The 17,086-nt window shown below is 45.3% G+C and carries 14 protein-coding genes; 8 read left to right on the top strand and 6 right to left on the bottom strand.

Annotated elements, in window-relative coordinates:
• Nucleotides 1–10: 10 nt before the first annotated feature.
• A complete protein-coding gene (locus tag FDP09_RS06070; protein ID WP_137401801.1) occupies nucleotides 11–1,294 on the bottom strand; it encodes a hypothetical protein in 1,284 nt (427 codons plus the stop codon).
• On the bottom strand, nucleotides 1,278–1,997 hold the full coding sequence (locus FDP09_RS06065; protein ID WP_308421142.1) for a type III pantothenate kinase: 720 nt from the start codon (nucleotides 1,995–1,997) through the stop codon (nucleotides 1,278–1,280). Before FDP09_RS06065 ends, FDP09_RS06070 begins: the two co-directional genes overlap by 17 nt.
• A gap of 175 nt (nucleotides 1,998–2,172) precedes the next feature.
• On the opposite strand from FDP09_RS06065, the gene FDP09_RS06060 reads away from it, so the two are divergent.
• The 6 genes from FDP09_RS06060 to FDP09_RS06035 all read left to right on the top strand — a co-directional run bounded on the left by FDP09_RS06060 (nucleotide 2,173) and on the right by FDP09_RS06035 (nucleotide 9,749).
• Nucleotides 2,173–3,249, top strand: a complete 1,077-nt coding sequence (locus FDP09_RS06060; RefSeq protein ID WP_137401799.1) for an anhydro-N-acetylmuramic acid kinase — start codon at nucleotides 2,173–2,175, stop codon at nucleotides 3,247–3,249.
• Nucleotides 3,250–3,629: 380 nt separating this feature from the next.
• Nucleotides 3,630–4,856 (top strand): Glu/Leu/Phe/Val dehydrogenase dimerization domain-containing protein, encoded by a 1,227-nt coding sequence (locus FDP09_RS06055; protein WP_137401798.1) that lies wholly within the window; start codon nucleotides 3,630–3,632, stop codon nucleotides 4,854–4,856.
• A 183-nt stretch (nucleotides 4,857–5,039) separates the two neighbouring features.
• Nucleotides 5,040–6,566, top strand: a complete 1,527-nt coding sequence (locus FDP09_RS06050; RefSeq protein WP_137401797.1) for a sodium:proton antiporter — start codon at nucleotides 5,040–5,042, stop codon at nucleotides 6,564–6,566.
• An 822-nt stretch (nucleotides 6,567–7,388) separates the two neighbouring features.
• Entirely contained in the window at nucleotides 7,389–8,204 is an 816-nt protein-coding gene (locus tag FDP09_RS06045) for a DUF4382 domain-containing protein (RefSeq protein WP_137401796.1), read from the top strand.
• Nucleotides 8,205–8,212: 8 nt separating this feature from the next.
• Nucleotides 8,213–9,274: a bifunctional diaminohydroxyphosphoribosylaminopyrimidine deaminase/5-amino-6-(5-phosphoribosylamino)uracil reductase RibD gene (gene ribD / locus FDP09_RS06040; protein ID WP_137401795.1), complete on the top strand. Its 1,062-nt coding sequence runs from the start codon at nucleotides 8,213–8,215 to the stop codon at nucleotides 9,272–9,274.
• Entirely contained in the window at nucleotides 9,267–9,749 is a 483-nt protein-coding gene (locus FDP09_RS06035) for a GAF domain-containing protein (protein WP_137401794.1), read from the top strand. The genes ribD and FDP09_RS06035 overlap by 8 nt, the downstream gene beginning before the upstream one ends.
• A gap of 74 nt (nucleotides 9,750–9,823) precedes the next feature.
• Here FDP09_RS06035 and FDP09_RS06030 read toward each other — a convergent pair whose 3' ends face one another.
• The 3 genes from FDP09_RS06030 to FDP09_RS06020 form a co-directional block, all read right to left on the bottom strand.
• Nucleotides 9,824–11,659, bottom strand: a complete 1,836-nt coding sequence (locus tag FDP09_RS06030) for a cytochrome-c peroxidase (protein WP_137401793.1) — start codon at nucleotides 11,657–11,659, stop codon at nucleotides 9,824–9,826.
• A 4-nt stretch (nucleotides 11,660–11,663) separates the two neighbouring features.
• Nucleotides 11,664–13,112, bottom strand: coding sequence for a PhoX family protein (locus FDP09_RS06025; protein WP_137401792.1), 1,449 nt, complete (start codon nucleotides 13,110–13,112; stop codon nucleotides 11,664–11,666).
• Nucleotides 13,113–13,256: 144 nt separating this feature from the next.
• A complete protein-coding gene (locus FDP09_RS06020; RefSeq protein WP_373289257.1) occupies nucleotides 13,257–14,603 on the bottom strand; it encodes a deoxyguanosinetriphosphate triphosphohydrolase in 1,347 nt (448 codons plus the stop codon).
• A 212-nt stretch (nucleotides 14,604–14,815) separates the two neighbouring features.
• Here FDP09_RS06020 and FDP09_RS06015 point away from each other — a divergent pair, with 212 nt between their 5' ends.
• Both FDP09_RS06015 and FDP09_RS06010 read left to right on the top strand, forming a co-directional pair.
• Complete coding sequence (locus tag FDP09_RS06015; protein ID WP_137401791.1) at nucleotides 14,816–15,880, top strand: carbohydrate-binding family 9-like protein; 1,065 nt, start codon at nucleotides 14,816–14,818, stop codon at nucleotides 15,878–15,880.
• Nucleotides 15,881–15,981: 101 nt separating this feature from the next.
• Nucleotides 15,982–16,584: a DNA-3-methyladenine glycosylase I gene (locus FDP09_RS06010; protein ID WP_137401790.1), complete on the top strand. Its 603-nt coding sequence runs from the start codon at nucleotides 15,982–15,984 to the stop codon at nucleotides 16,582–16,584.
• A 121-nt stretch (nucleotides 16,585–16,705) separates the two neighbouring features.
• Here FDP09_RS06010 and FDP09_RS06005 read toward each other — a convergent pair whose 3' ends face one another.
• Nucleotides 16,706–17,086 (bottom strand): DUF805 domain-containing protein, encoded by a 381-nt coding sequence (locus FDP09_RS06005; RefSeq protein ID WP_137401789.1) that lies wholly within the window; start codon nucleotides 17,084–17,086, stop codon nucleotides 16,706–16,708.

Genomic DNA, 17,086 nt, shown 5'->3' with positions numbered 1-17,086 from the left:
CTCATTTTGTTTATTCAAATACTTTTTTGTAGAACCAACTGTTGTCGTTGATGGAAAATCCAAGGGAAAACTTCACATATTCCTCCTTGACCAAACCATCGTCTGTTGTACCTCTCTGTCCAAATTTTACGGCAAAATTTAACAGAGACAAGCTGTTCATAGGAATCGACGCTCCAAAATTAATGCCAATATCATTGACCTTATTCTCTCCTATCAGGTAAGGTGTCTGCTCAAATTCAAGCCCTGCACGGAAAGTACTCCGCATAAAAACACTTTCAATGGAGTAAATATCTGGGATAAACTGGCCTCCCAGTCCTACCTTAAAGGATGATCCGAGATCGTCGTTTCTTCCTATAAAAGACTCATATTGCGTAAAATCCTGATGCTGAGCCTCAAGCCCAATCACAAATTTATTAATTTTTTCGAAAGATACGCCATAACCTAACTTATTAGGTAGATAAATATTTCCTCTTTCATTATTAAATATAGTCTGCCCATCCGAATTCTCATCACTGGCCTCACCGATATCGGCCATTTTTGCGAAGACTTTTCCATTAAGGTCACCAAAAGCCTGATAAATGGCACCAAAATTCATTCTACTGCGATCTCCAGTGCGTAATGCGTAATGAACACCGCCTTTAAATGAAAAATCGTTAATTGTCAACCTGTTATAATATTCCGACTGTCCATCGACCAGTGGCCCATCTTCATTGGTCAGCGTAATCTGCTGGCGCTTGATCGTGGATCCAAAAATATAAGAGCCCTGAACACCCACATTGAAATTCTTGAATAGCTCAAAACCGGTGTTCAAGTACACCTCACTAATCCCTCCGCGTCCTCTCATTCGACTAATGGAATTATAGTCGGAATTGACTACTGGGGACTCGACCAAATGCTCATAGTCCACAGTGCTCAACTGATCCAAACCTAATCCGATCGTCCATTTCCTTGGCTTGACGGGCAGCGAAACGGTCACGTAGCTCAATCCCCCACCATCTAAGGTAGAATTACTGCTTTCCGTAGATGCCCGATAACGCTTGTAATTAAAAGCTGCCTGAAAGTTAAAAACATTATTCTTCACGGACAGGGCAGGGTTTACCTGATTGACAGACCAAGCGTCGCCATAACTGATGCCAAGTCCTCCCATGGCTTGGTTTTGCGTAAGGCCTGAATTGTTCATATCGCCCACGCCAAGGGAACTGTACGTGGAAGAACCAACCTGTCCTTTTGCTTGCGTAAATATGAAAATAGCGCTAAATACGCCAAGTAGTTGCAGTCTAGTTTGTATTGACATTGTAATTTAAAATTCTATTCAATCCGTGTAGGACCAAATTGGGGATTACAAATATGTAGTCTTTTGTTAAGCTTTCAAAGAATTTCGCATCACCACCGCAAATAAACACCTTTAAATGTTGGTAATGCCTTCGATACTGGGAAATGATCCCTTCCATTTCGAAATACACACCGTGATAAACGCCGCTTTTCATGCCTTCCAGTGTGTTATTTCCCGTAAGGGCTGGAAATCCATCCGTCGGGACATGTTCCAACAGTGGCAATCGTGCCGTCTGTGTGTGCATGGCCGTAAAACGCATCTGCACTCCTGGAGAGATCGCTCCTCCTTGGTAGCAACGTGATTGATCGATAAAGTCATACGTGATGCAAGTCCCCAGATCAATGCTCAATACTGCCGATCCGCCGGCCATCCCGTGGGCACCGATAGCCGCAGCTATCCTATCCAGTCCCAGCGTGTGGGGCGTCTCATAAGCATTGGTGACCGGCATGGGCGTAGAGCGGTCCAAAAACACAAAGGTAAAAGGAAGCAGCACTTCCAGCTCCTTTCTCGACCACCTTACAGAACTGACCATGGCATGGTCAAATTCCCACGAACTGATCCTCAATAGCAATTCATCCAAATACTCCTCTACGCAATCCTCCACCAACTCTTCACCATGAAACAAAGCCGATTTTATACGCGTATTGCCAATGTCGATGACCAAATTTTTCAATACTCCTTCTTCGAAAGTCTCCTACATTTACTTACCGTTCAGGATGTTTCCTACAAAAAACATTATCCCGAATTTCGACCCTAAATTAAGGATTTTAAAAAGTCCGTTTGAAATACGTTGATTAAAATTAACTTTAAGCTTTCATTTTTAACAAACTTTAACCCTTATGAAGTCCTCCGATACGTATGAAGCCATCGGACTGATGTCCGGAACCTCGGGAGATGGTCTTGATATCGCGCACTGCTGCTTCCAGCAAAACGACAAATGGGAGTTTACGATCGTAGAAGCCGAAACGGTGGCTTTTCCAGCTGCACTTGCTAAAAAGCTCAGCCAGTCACATCTCCTGTCAGGTGAGCAATTGTCCCTGCTGGATGTGGATTTTGGAGCTTGGATGGGCAAACAGGTAAAGGCATTCTGTCATAAACACCAATTAAGACCAGCCGTCGTCTGTTCACATGGCCACACGGTTTTCCACCAGCCAAGCCTCGGCATGACCAAACAAATCGGTTTAGGCTGGAGCTTAAGGGAAAAAGCTGGATTTCCGGTAATAAATGACTTTAGGAGCCTGGATGTAGCACTTGGCGGGCAAGGGGCGCCACTGGCGCCCGCCGGTGACCACTTCCTGTTCCCGGATTATGAAGGCTGCCTTAACCTTGGAGGCATTTCCAATATCTCCATGATGCACCAAGGGCAGCGCTTGGCTTTTGATGTGTCGCCTTTCAACCTACTGCTCAATGAAGTTGCGGCAAAAAAAGGATTACCGTATGATGACCAGGGGAATCTCGCGGCAGCCGGAAAGGTCAACACCGCCTTTCTCGCTCAGCTAAACGCCATCGATTTTTATACTCATCAAGGAGCCAAATCCCTTGGACGGGAAGAAATGGAAGGTATTTTCCTACCTTTATTAAAGCAACAAAATGATACGGAGGAAGATCTCTTGGCGACATTGGTGGCACACTATACCGAGCAGATCGCCAAGGTGGTTCAGCAGCTCTTTCCTCCACATAAGGGCAAACTCCTCGTCTCGGGAGGTGGTGCATACAATGCCTTTTTTATCGGCCAACTACAGAAAAGACTCGGGAATCATATTGAAGTCGTGGTCCCGGACAGGTCCATCGTAGAATTTAAGGAAGCGTTGATTTTTGCCTTTCTGGGGGTGCTAAAATTGAACAATGAGGTGAATACCTTTGCATCGGTGACTGGGGCTTCAAGGGACAGTTGTGGAGGTGTCCACTACCCATGACACCTCCCATCCAATACACAGGAGACAAAACCCAAGGAAGAAAAACATCACTTCTAAGTCTTTAGGGATACTTTTATACTTTGCGCTTTGTGTCGCCACCCCTCACGATCAATACCTGCTAGTTTCAGTAAATTCAGGGTAATTTGAATACTTTTTCTTACATTAATGGGATTATTCCTTGGTCTCCAAAAGACTACTAACCTAATGTACAACCCAAATAAAACAGCCATGAAAACCCGTACTTTATACCAACCTGAAGTTATAAGCACAAAAAACAACCTGTTTTTACTTTTTTAACAAAAATCACTGAATGAACAGCTATAAAAATAGCCCAATTATGAATTTTTTATATTTTTGTGCAACCCGATAAATCTTATCGTATGGACAAACTACTCAAACGGTTTGAGGACAAAAAGCCTGAAATTGTTTTCGAATGGAGTGACAGCAAGTCCGAGGCTGAAGGCTGGGTAGTGATCAATTCCCTTCGAAACGGAGCAGCAGGGGGAGGCACTCGAATGCGAGCTGGACTGGACAGGCGTGAAGTAGAATCTCTGGCCAAGACGATGGAGATAAAATTTACGGTCTCAGGCCCTCCCATCGGGGGAGCAAAATCCGGGATCAACTTCGACCCCAATGACCCGCGAAAAGAAGAGGTCCTGAGAAGGTGGTTTGAGGCGGTTATACCTTTACTGAAGAATTATTATGGCACTGGAGGGGATTTGTACGTTGATGAAATACACGAGGTAATACCCATTACAGAGTCATACGGACTCTGGCACCCTCAGGAAGGCATCGTAAACGGGTATTTTCACGCTACGGAGCCACAGAAAATCAGAAAGATCGGTCGGTTACGCCAAGGTGTATCCAAGGTACTCGAAGACCCTCATTATACGCCTGACGGCAAAAAAAAATATACGGTTTCGGATATGATTACCGGATTTGGAGTAGCAGAAGCAGTAAAGCATTACTATACGCTTTGGGGTGGTACACTGAAAGGTAAACGCGCCATCATCCAAGGCTGGGGAAATGTCGCCTCCTCTGCGGCCTGCTTCTTAGCCGTCGAGGGCGTCAAAATCGTCGGAATCATCGATCAGGCAGGAGGGTTGATCAATACGGACGGATTTACATTGGATGAAGTACGAAAGCTGTTCTTGGACAGAAAAGGCAATAAACTCGTCGCAGATAAATTAATCCCATTCAAGGCCATGGATCAAATTGTCTGGGATTTGGAACATGAAATATTTATTCCTGCCGCTGCCTCCAGACTGGTCACACAAGCGCAGCTGGATCGCCTTATCAAGGGTGGACTGGAAGTGATTTCATGCGGAGCCAATGTGCCATTTGCTGACGAAGAAATCTTTTTTGGCCCTATAGCACTTTCAGCTGACGAAAGGATCGGGCTAATTCCCGACTTTATCGCCAACTGTGGCATGGCCCGGACATTTGCTTATCTTATGGAAGACCATAGTCAAGTGACTGACCAGGCCATCTTTGAAGATGTCCGCCAGACAATCTTCAAGGCAATGAAAAAAACCGCTGATGAGCATCCCTCTAAAACGGGAATTGCTGAAAAATCATTTGAAATAGCGCTGCGCCAACTTGTATAACGATAAAAACTACTTATCAGGAATAAAGATTAACATAAAATTAATTTATTCCGACCATATGAATTTATTTTGGTGGGTTTGGTTCAAATTCTGTAGTTTAGGGGCGCGTATTCCTTCAACTACTTTTATCCCTAGCGGAAAAAAGAATCAAAACCTAAGACGAATTAATCTAATTCTATTTTAATGAAGAACATTATTATTGCTTTTGGGATTATTTGGGGGGCAATGTTTTATACAGGCTCAGCCAGTCTCATGGCTCAAAACAGTCACCAAGAGACAGAAGTATCAGCACATCAGGAAGGACACGAAGACCAAAATGATCATCAGTCCGACACAGGACATGCAGGCGCCCATGCTGAAGGAGAAGCGGAACATGCCCATGCACCGGTATGGCTGGTCATTCCCTTTGTGGTACTGCTGCTCATGATCGCTACAGGACCGCTGTTTTATGAGCATTTCTGGCATCACAACTACCCTAAAGTGGCCATTATCCTAGCTGCTTTGGTAGTGCTATATTATATTTTCGCCATGCACAATACGCATGCTCCAGTACACGCACTGGCCGAGTACCTGCAGTTCATTGCGCTGCTTGCGTCACTGTACATTGCCTCAGGTGGGATCATGATCAGCATTGACAAAAAATCCACACCACTGGCTAATGTCACCCTGCTGATCGTAGGATCTATCATTGCTAACTTGATCGGTACCACTGGTGCTTCCATGTTACTTATCAGGCCTTTTATTCGTTTAAATAAAAATAACATCCGTGCTTACCACATTGTATTCTTCATTTTTATGGTGAGTAATGTCGGAGGCTCCCTCACACCGATCGGTGATCCTCCACTGTTCTTAGGTTTTCTCAAGGGTGTTCCGTTCTTCTGGACCATGGAACATAACTGGCCCGCTTGGGTGATTGCCCTCATCATTCTTTCTGTGGCATTCTTCTTCATCGACAAGAAACTTGGCCGTGCGGCCAATGACGAAGAAATCGAGGACACCGAGGCTTATACAAACAAAATCTCCCTTATCGGATCCAAAAACTTTCTGTGGCTACTGGTGGTAATCATCTCTGTATTCTTGGATCCCAATGTACTGGATTGGGTGCCGGCGATTGTATATGATGGCACCAAGTTCTCCTTTATCCGGGAAATCATCATGTTTTCCGTAGCGTTCTTTTCCTTTAAGTTTGCTGATAAAAGGGCCATCAAAGGCAATGAATTTAACTTCGAGCCCATTCGGGAAGTCGCCTTTATATTTATCGGGATCTTTGGCACAATGATGCCGGCCTTGGAGCTGGTGGGGAATTTTGCCAAGTCACCGGCAGGAGCGGAACTCATTACCCATAACAGCCTCTATTGGGGTACAGGCCTACTCTCAGGATTTCTGGATAATGCACCGACTTACCTTAACTTCCTTGCCGCAGCAATGGCCTCTAGGGGAGCAAGTATTGGTGATGTGGAAATGGTCAGGAAGTTTGCTATGGATGGATACCATGACTCGGCCTTTCAGCTGATGGCAATATCCATTGCCTCCGTATTCTTTGGAGCGATGACCTACATCGGAAATGGACCAAACTTTATGGTGAAGTCTATCGCCGAGCAATCCGGCATCAAGATGCCTTCCTTTTTTGGGTATATCATCCGGTTTTCGATTCCTATCCTACTACCGGTATTGATTATTACATGGCTGATTTTCTTTGCCTTTGTATAAAAAAAACCACCAATTGATAAATCAAAGCGCTCAGGCCTGAAAAGGTTTGAGCGCTTTTGGTATCAACCGCTTTGTCCAGGCCAAGCTATTCTCGAACACACGAGCCCCGACACTGTGGGTCAAGCCTTATTTCTGGGGGGACGAATATTGACATGGTCTTATATAAGAAAATTTCTTACTGTTAAAACGATGGGCTTCCTTCACAGGGAAATAGGGGGGGAAATGCGGCTAAAACCGAAAACGTGGGACGGGAAATTTACCATGGGCTTCACCCACTATAATCCATATAGAGCCCAAATGCCTTTCTCAACAGTTCGCATTTCAAATGCGAAACTTGAAAAGTAATAACCTGAGTTCGACTTAATTTTAGTATTAAAATCGTCATTGCGAACCCTTTTAAGGAGGATGTGGGTTGGAAAAGGGTGTGGCAACTCGCCGCGGCGAGCTGCCACGGCTTCCACCCCTCACATCTCCCTCTAAGCCTCGCAGTGACGATTTTATAATCGAGCTGAGGTTAATAAATATACAATTGCACAGTTGTTCCGGCAGCTGGGCAGCGGAACCAGGTGGATTTGAGTTTTCAACTCATCACTATGGCTGTTCGGGATTTGTAATCCCCTAGCCCATTTGTGAAGCGCACATACATCCATCAAGGATATAGAATTAAGCAACTTGCATGCATTTGCACGGACTAAACCACATTTCACCAAAGGATCCTGTATCTAAATCACTACATTTGTCATGGGTTTTGACAAATAACTTTCTTCCGAAATCATAATGCAGTAATTTTACGTTGTTTACCTAAAACCAACCACTCAGGTAATGCATAGACTTAAACGATCCTTTGGGCTTTTTCTGCCAATCCTTCTCCTTACCTTCAGCTGTTTGGATGATGCTTCCAACCAAACCCACGCTTTGGTCAACATCTACCTGGTGGATGCTCCCGGCGATTGGGACCAGGTGTACTTGGATATCCAACGGGTAGAGGTATTCGTCGAAAGCGGAAACAGTGCAGGCACTCAAGAGTGGATTCCCCTGGATTATCTACCCCTCAGCAATATTGTAAATGTAAGCGCGCTGGTAAATGACTCCAGATTGATCTTGGGCAGGGGAGAACTGCCACTGGGAAAAATCAGCAAGGTCAAACTAGTCTTTGGCGATGGGCAATATCTTGTGCAGGACAACGAAGCACGATCACTCCAGTTTGCAGACCAAGAGGACAAAGCTTATGAGCATGAAGTCAATTACCCTTTGGAAGGCGGAATGTCCTATGATCTGATTATGGACATTGACCTGAGCCGCTCCGTGGGCATCAACCCAAGTGATGAAAACAGCTTCCTTTTTACCCCTTTCATGCGTGTTTTTGAGAAAACGAACAATACCAAAATTACCGGTGAAGTGAGCCCTTTAGATGCCAAACCATACGTATATGCTGTTCTCGGCGAAGACACCTTAGCCACCCTCACCGACAGCTTGGGCAATTTCACTTTTATAGGATTGGAAGCAGGCGAATATCAAGTGTATATTGAACCAAGAGCTCCCTATTTGGACAGCCTGACCACGGTATTCACCAAACTGGACAGCACTTCCCAAATGGAGCCCATCATCCTGCAAATCCCCCAAAACCCCGAAGAATAACCCTACCAATGACCCTGACGACAGACGAAAAATACATGCTGCGTGCACTGGAACTAGCCGAACTGGGCCGAGGACATGTAAGTCCCAATCCCATGGTCGGCTGTGTAATTGTGCATGAAGACACTATCATTGGAGAAGGTTACCACATGAAATATGGCGGTCCCCATGCTGAACCAAACGCCGTGAACAGTGTAAAAGAGCAGAAATTGCTAAAAGAAGCGACCGTTTATGTTACATTGGAGCCGTGTGCGCACTATGGGAAAACCCCGCCTTGTGCCATCCTACTGGCCGAAAAGCAAGTCAAAAAAGTGGTCATTGCGGCGGTGGACAGCAACCCTCTGGTAGGAGGAAAAGGCATTAAAATTCTGCAAGATACGGGCATTGAAGTGCTCACGGGAATTTTGGAAAGGCCTGCCAGACGACTTAACAAACGCTTTTTTACCAGCATTGAAAAAAAACGTCCGTATGTCATTCTTAAATGGGCCCAGACCTTGGACGGGTTTATCGCTCGTCCCAACTATGACAGCAAATGGATCTCCAACAGCTATAGCAGACAAATGGTGCACAAATGGCGAGCAGAGGAAGATGCCATTATGGTGGGCACTAAAACAGCCCACTTTGACGACCCCAAACTCAATGTACGCGATTGGCAAGGCGAGCCGCCCTTAAGAATCGTCCTGGACAAGCAGCTTACCCTCGACAAGAACCTCCACTTGTTTGATCAAAGCATTCCTACAATTTGTTATAACCTGGTCAAAGATGAGACGGTCAATAACCTGGCTTATGTAAAACTAAAAGAACATTTTGGCATAGAGGACATCCTCAGCGATCTCCACCATCGCAAAGTACAAAGTGTGATCATCGAGGGCGGGAGCTATTTGTTACAAAAATTTATCCAAAGTGAACTTTGGGACGAAGCACGGGTGTTTACTGGCAATAAAACCTTCAAAAGCGGAATTTCCGCACCCAAGCTGAAACAAATCGCCACTGAAAAATATGACATCATGGGCGACTGCTTGGAAATTTTCGAGAAAAACGAATCGACTTCTAAAAATACGACCAATGGCTGAATCACTATTCCTTCCTAAAAACGCAACCAAAGCAGATAAATACCAAGCCCTGCTTCCGCAAATAGAAGCCCTCACCACTGGTGAACCTGACCAGACCGCCAATCTTGCCAATATCAGCGCTGCACTCAAAGAGGCCTTTGACTTCTTCTGGGTTGGGTTTTACCTGGTAAAAAACGACCAACTGGTGCTGGGACCGTTCCAGGGACCGATCGCTTGTACCCGAATCCAATTTGGAAAAGGCGTTTGTGGAGCAGCTTGGAAAGAAGGGAAAACGCAGCTGGTTCCGGATGTGGAAGCATTCCCAGGCCATATTGCTTGCAGCTCTGCCTCCAAATCCGAAATCGTCCTTCCCGCCTTCAAAGACGAAAAGGTAAGCCTCGTCCTCGACATTGACAGCGATCAGCTCAACGATTTTGATGAAACCGATGCCCATTACCTTGGAAAGCTTATGCAGTTGATCGAGAAATTTCTATAGCCATTATACGGAGGTTACGAGAAGCCTTCAATAATGTCATTAAAAATTTGCTATAAAACACCTCTAACAACTAATTACCTTTCCGCCATTTGCTTACCAGCATCATCTTGACTGCTTGCTTCCCCATCACTTAGTGCCTCGATAAAAGCCACCAAGGCACCTTTCTCCGCTTCGGTCAATTCCAACTTATCTGTGGGCAGGGTTTGGTTTTCCAGTGCAATGCCAATACCTGCGCCACCTCCACGGTCATAAAAGTCCACTACTTCCTCCAAGGTACCATAGACGCCATTGTGCATATATGGAGCTGTTTGTGCCGCATTTCGGACAGTGGGGGTTTTGAAAAAATGTTTCCTTTCTTCGGTGTGGTAAACATCATACCTGCCCAAGTCATCGTCTATGGTCGCATTGATGGTGTCGTTGGCATCCGGAACTCCGATGAGCTCCATTTCAGATTCCGTGTAGGCTACCGGCACTGTTCCGTTAAATAATGGTGGAAAATGGCAAGTAGCACATTTGGCTTTTCCCATAAAGAGGTTAAAACCTTCGCGCTCATCGGCCGTAAGCGTTTGTTCGAGGCCATTCATATTTCGATCAAACTTCGAATCAAACGGAACCAAACTCCTGATATAGGTGGCAATGGCATTCCGAATGTCTCCTTCCAGGACTTCCTCACGATCATATAAAGCCCGAAATGCCTCGACATAGGAGGGGTTTCGGGCGGCCACCGCTTGAAGGTGGTCCAAGTCGGTATGGAACTCATTTACATTGGTGGTGACATCCACGATCTGTCCCTCTAGACTACCAGATCGGTTGTCATAGAAAAACCCCTTTTGGAGTGCTGCATATAACAATGTAGGACTGTTTCGGGAGGTCCCCAAAGACGTTTTCCGTCCATCGGTAAACTTCCTCTCGGGAAGGTGGCAGGTGGCACAGCTCATATCCCCATTGAGAGAAAATGCCTTTTCGTTGAATAGCTGCTTGCCGAGCGCCACTTTTTCATCGTCCAATGCTTCAAAATTCTCCGATGAAAAATAACTGATGTTGAACGTCTGGTCCGAAAATAGGGAAGTAGCATCATTTCTGATGGCTTCATCAAAAGGGAACTTCAGTCCCCAATCAACCACGATCTCATTCCAAATCCCAAGCATGGGCTGGGTATGGCCCTTGATAAAGCCGTACCGATCAAACGTGTTAAAATCACCTTCAAGTGCCCGGATACTTTGATCCAACTCCTGAATGGTCCTTTCGTAAAGGGCCATATCGTGAAACTGCTCTTTGAAGAGCGACAAGATCTCCTTTAGCCCAGCATACACATAACGGCCTTCGGCCAAGGAATTCTGCAGCACCGGGGAATCAAACCCTGAAATGCCCGTCAAAGCTACCCGGACAAAGCCATCTCTCACCATCCACAGGACATGGTAGGGCTGCACAAAGTCAAAAGAGGTGTTTTTATAGAGTAGTTTGAGCCTTCCTGAGGTGGTCTTTGCCGTTTTGATTATGGAATTCCAATCAGGATCATTTACAAAAATCGTCTCTTCCAATACTTGAAAACCTTTTGGAGATTTAATCTTTATATCTGTAAAATCTTCCTCTTCAATCTTGGTAATATTGGGCTGGTTCAGGAATTTATAGTTTTCCGAATCCATAAAAGCCAAGATGGGCTCGGCCATTTTAAAATGCTTTCGGGATTGCATAAAATAGCTTTCCACCTGATGACGGTCCGTTTCCAAAACCATGCTGTCCAAGTACAGGTACGATTTGTTTAAATGGCCAAGATATTGCTCTGCCAGCTGATCGACAGGCGAAAGAGCGGTCTTATGCTCAGTTTGCTCGTCGCAAGAAAAAAAACAGGATGAAAAAACCAAAAGGCTTATGAAAACACAAGCCTTTTGGATCAATATATCACGCATGCGGTTATCGGTTTAGCCCTTTCAAAACGTACAGCATACTTCCTTCATTTGAGTCCGTATTGGCATTTGCATTGGGGTCGGTGAATCCTTCATCTTCCCAACCGTGGTTTTGGGTAATCAGCAGGAAGGTCTCCTCCACACCCAAGATATCCGACACATCTATCATTCCGGTAATTTCCCACGTACGCTCATCCGAACCGTAGTTTTGGGCAGCAGCAGTTTCTTGGTCACACTCCAAGACTGTCTTCAGCTCCCCAGAATTGATGTCATATTGGTACAACTGTGCGAAATGCATCTTGTCATCCTGGTCAAAATACCCGTTTGGATCCTCTTGGATATACACATAATTTTCGGTGACCAGGATATTGTCAGGGCTATGGAATGCTTTTGCTTTACCGTCAAGTTTGTCCCCATCCAATACACAAGAAATGGTCGCCTTGGTCGGGTCTTCACTGTCCAACACGAGCTTGTACACACGTCCATAAAAAGTGCCTTTGTCCAGCAGGGCATCCTGTTTCCTTCCAGTCACGGCAAAGTATATTTCACGGTTATTTTCCGCAGATCCTCTTCTCCAGTCGATGTCCTCCACTCTGGAAAAGCCCATAAAGCCCTTTTCTCTGGACTCCTGCTCGAGTTCATCATAGGTGCGCTCCTCGTATTCCCTAAACTCCACCTCATACTCTTCTCCCTCTTCCATGTCCATTTCGAATGTGATACCGGGACTGGTCACTTTCATGCCATAAAGTTTGCCGTTGGAAAGGTCTCCTTGGTCACCCACATACATGGCCACTTGACCAGAAGGCGTTTCATTGTCACTGGTATCATCACCGATGAAAACGACCGTTTTGCCAGGATAAGCCTCTTTCCCGATGGCCACAGCATTTTCCACGGACCATTGTCCCAGTGCAGGCAGCATGGTCGCTATTTGGGCATCGGCAGGGTCTTTACTTGGATCAGTCATAAAAACCCCTTTGGAGTTTCCACCCCATTCCCCACCTGAAAGATACAATGGCCCAAATCCGTGCTCCTCCAATGTAATCAGGGAACCGGAACATTGCGCAGTGGCCGCGGTGGCTTCTGCATTTAGAATATATTCCCCGCCTACTGGTTTAAACGTTTCGTCAAAGGCAATGCGAGCTACAGAATAATCTGCCTCGATATTATTGAGCAGGGTAAATGTGCCATCATTATTTTTCATTAACCCGGCACCATCCGCCATACTGCCGTAAACAAAATCCGGTGTGTTTTCCAACTGATCTTCCGAGGTCAACAAATTATAGATCTCGACATCCTCAAAACCTGATTTTAGCTTCAAAAACACAGGAGTCTTAGAGTGGTTTGCGAGCTCCACCTCAGCATTGGGCGGCACTGGAGTGTCCCCTCCCTTTTCATCATTACAACCAGCCAAAAATAAGGCACTGGCAATGGCCTGAATGGTTAATAATTTTTTCATAATTGGTCTCTTTATAGTTGTTTGTGTTTCCACAAATTTACATCGAGCACCAATCAATCTGATTAAGCAAATGTTTCGTTTTATTTATGATTATACATCTATGAAAAATTACAAAAAACAATTATTTAATCTAAAATTAACAAGTCAAGTACCGGGCAGGGCTATTCCCTTTACTTTTCGGTAAAGCGACAGGGCGTACTTGTCTGTCATTCCTGCAATAAAATCCACCAAATTGCGCAGCAACAAATAGGGCATCTGGAGTTCATTATCCGGCTTAAAGACCTCCGGCAATAACCTCAGAATACTCTTATCCTTACCTGAAAATCTCTCCGAATCGAAATACTGGTTATAGAGGGCATCGGAGAAAACTTCCAATAGTCCCTCCAATACTTGAAACCCGGCCGCTTCTTTTTCCAGTACTGGCTGGGAGCGATATATCTTTTTTACGGACAATGTGGTGATCTTGTCCAAGGCTTTGGAAGAAGGAATGCAGTCAGTCAGGGCTTTGTCAAACTCCCCAGAAAGCATGGCTTCCTCATGGGTTCTAAATGCCGCCACAGTCTCTTCCACCAGCCTACTGATAGCCATGGCCCTCAAAATAGCCAATTTTTGGGCAGAAGTTTTCAGTGAATGGAGCTTTTCCTCCTGAAATTTCTCCCCAATGATCTCTGCCAAAAGTGGAATGGCCTCTTCCAACTGTACCAGTCCGAGAGTACAGCCGTCCTCCAAATCAATAATGTTATAGCAAATATCATCTGCTGCCTCGACCAAAAACGCCAAGGGATGTCTGTACCAGGTATTCTCACCCGATAAAGGAATCCCCAATGTGTCCGCCAATTGCTTAAAAAGCGATAATTGATCTGCAAAAAAACCGAATTTCTTCTGACTCCGTCTGGAAGGATCCCTCTTCTGCACAAAAGCAGGCCTTGGATATTTGGTAAACGCCGCCAAGGTAGCATAGCAGACCTGAAGGCCATTGCTCTTGTCCAGGAGCATTCGGAATCCTTGCGCATTGCCTTCAAACTGGGTCATATCTGCCCATTCTTCCTCTCGCAAATGATCTCTCCACCGCAGCCCGGACGGGTGAAACCTAAAAAAATCTGAAATGGCATCTTCCCCAGCATGGCCAAAAGGAGGGTTCCCGAGATCATGGGTGAGCGCTGCTGCCGCTACGATCGCTCCTATATCATTGGAACCAATGCCCATTTCAAAAAGTGCCGGATATTTGCTGAGCAAATACTCCCCAGCAGACTTCCCAAGGGACCTGCCCACACTCGAAACTTCCAAACTGTGGGTAAGCCTGGTGTGCACAAAGTCCAACTCTGGCAGTGGAAACACTTGTGTCTTGTCCTGTAAATTCCGAAATGGAGCCGAAAAAATGATCCGATCATAATCCCTTTCAAACTCACTTCGGTATTGTTCTTGGCTTTGATTCGCCTGCTTTTTAAAATCCGCGCGACCTGCTGTTAGCAGCTTTTCCCATTTCATCATACCCAAAATTAATCATCCCTCCCCAATTAATGGATAATTCCACCTACAAAATCCAACTAAAAGTCTTATTTATGAGCATTCGTCATCTTTCACCAAAGCGCCAGCAAGACCACTGGTGGAAGATTAGAGGAAAATATCACTTCTTGGCACGGTCAGACCTACATATTTAAATATATTTGTTAAGGTTTTACTATTACTAAAAATATTCGAAGATGGTTGTTCCCAGATTACTTATGCTCCTGCTATTGTTCCCTCTAGCGCTTTCAGCACAGCAGATAGCAGACAGAAAGCACTATGTCGCCTACCAAGCCACTGCTCCCCTGAAAATGGATGGTAAAATGGATGAAAAGGATTGGCAGGAAGCGGCTTGGTCCGATCTTTTTGTGGATATAGAGGGAGATACAAAACCGGCTCCGCTTTTTGACACTAAGCTAAAAATGCTTTGGGATGAGAAAAACCTCTACATCGCAGTGTGGATGGAGGAACCTGACTTATGGGCCATCTACACAGAAAGGGAATCCGTGATATTTCACCAAAATGACATTGAAGTATTCATTGATCCCGATGGAGACACCCATAATTACTACGAGTTGGAGGTCAATGCACTTGGTACCGAGTGGGACCTGCTGATGACCAAACCTTATCGCAACGGCGGCGCCCCCATCAACGGCTGGAATATCAATGGTTTCCAAAAAGGACTTGGCCTGCAAGGCACGATCAATGATCCCAGTGACAGGGATAGCGCTTGGACAATAGAAATGGCCATTCCTTGGAAAGCACTTTCCCAAAGAGGCCCAGCCTATTCCCCCCCAGCAGACGGGCAGCAGTGGCGGATCAATTTTTCCAGGGTACAATGGCAATTGGACATCTTGGACGGACAGTACACCAAAAAAACAAATCCCAAAACGGGCAAGCACTATCCTGAATACAACTGGGTGTGGTCGCCCCAAGGACACATTAACATGCATATTCCCGAAAACTGGGGCTATCTACAGTTTGCGGCCACACCGGTAGGGACTGAAAAAATCCCTTTCAAGATGGCAAAAGACGAAGCAGTAAAAGATGCCTTACGCTCGCTTTACCATAAACAACACCGCTATTTTAAAAAGCAGGGTGAGTATGCGGCCCAACTTTCCCTGCTACCGGATACCGGGGATCTCAAAAACTTCCATCTTGAATTTGAGGTAAGTGCAACGCGTTTTAAGATTTCGGCACCATCAATGGTCAGTGACAAGACCTGGTACATCACCGAAGACAGTAAAGTTTGGCTGGAATGATAAAGATGCACTAACAGCCAATTATCTTGGGTAACTATTTACAAAGTGCTAAATTGTTTTGGTAAAAGACGCTTTAACTCCTAACCCTAGAAACCTTTTAGATGGCCAATTTCCAAATCAATCAAAGTGAGAAATTTCGATGCCCATGGTGCCTCGGATTTGAAGACTATATCAAATACCACGATGAAGAGTGGGGTGTACCGGTATATAGTGATCGGGTTCATTTTGAGTTTTTGGTGCTGGAAAGTGCCCAGGCGGGGCTGAGCTGGGCTACTATTCTGAAAAAACGTGAAGGCTATCGAAGAGCTTTTGCCGGCTTCGACTATAAGCAAGTGGCTGATTTTCCGGACAGCATGGTAGAAGAGCTGCTACAAGATCGCGGAATCATCCGCAACAGGCTGAAAATCGCTGCTGCTATCAATAATGCCAAACGCTTTATGGAAGTACAAGCTGAAATAGGCAGCTTTACCAACTATATCTGGGATTTCGTAAACGGCAAGCCCATTGATGGTCACCTAAAAAGCATGGCAGATGCCAAAGCCACCACCCCGGAATCAGACAAACTTGCCAAAGATCTCAAAAAGCGAGGGTTCAAATTCCTTGGCAGCACTACCATCTATGCGCACATGCAGGCCACAGGACTCGTCAATGACCACCTGATGCAGTGCTTTCGCCACCAAGAGGTAAAGCGAATGGTGAGGTAGAGAGATGCTAAAATACAGGCTGAAGATACAATAAAGGAAAATTAGTACTGAGGACTGTGCCTCAGTACAGGTTAATGCCATAAGCAATTCCTCTTTGTCCTGCCAGCGGTAAATCGGCAATTTAAAAGCTTCTTTCGGCCGCTTTGGGATCTTCGCCATACTGGTTTGCCCCGTGCCCCCCTTCAGAAACCAACAACACTAGTAGCCATACCGCTCCCACTAATGGGATTAAGATAATTAAGTACATCCATCCGCTTTTACCAATGTCATGAAGCCGGCGTACGGTCACTGCCAAACCAGGAATAAAAACAGCTAATGCATAAATGGTGTAGATAAAGCCATAAGGAATATTTTCAACAAATGTCAACCCAAGTAGGTTATCTAACATTCCAGCAACAATCAAGGCTATGATGTTAAACAGTGCAAACATCCAGTATTCTTTTCGTCGTGCACGCCCAGTAAAATCAGCGTAATGGCTAAGTACTTTTTTGTAGTATTCCAT

The sequence above is a fragment of the Echinicola rosea genome (assembly GCF_005281475.1).
Classification (GTDB): domain Bacteria; phylum Bacteroidota; class Bacteroidia; order Cytophagales; family Cyclobacteriaceae; genus Echinicola; species Echinicola rosea.
The sequence above is the reverse complement of the archived record's forward strand: the minus strand, read 5'-3'. Positions and strand labels throughout refer to the sequence as shown.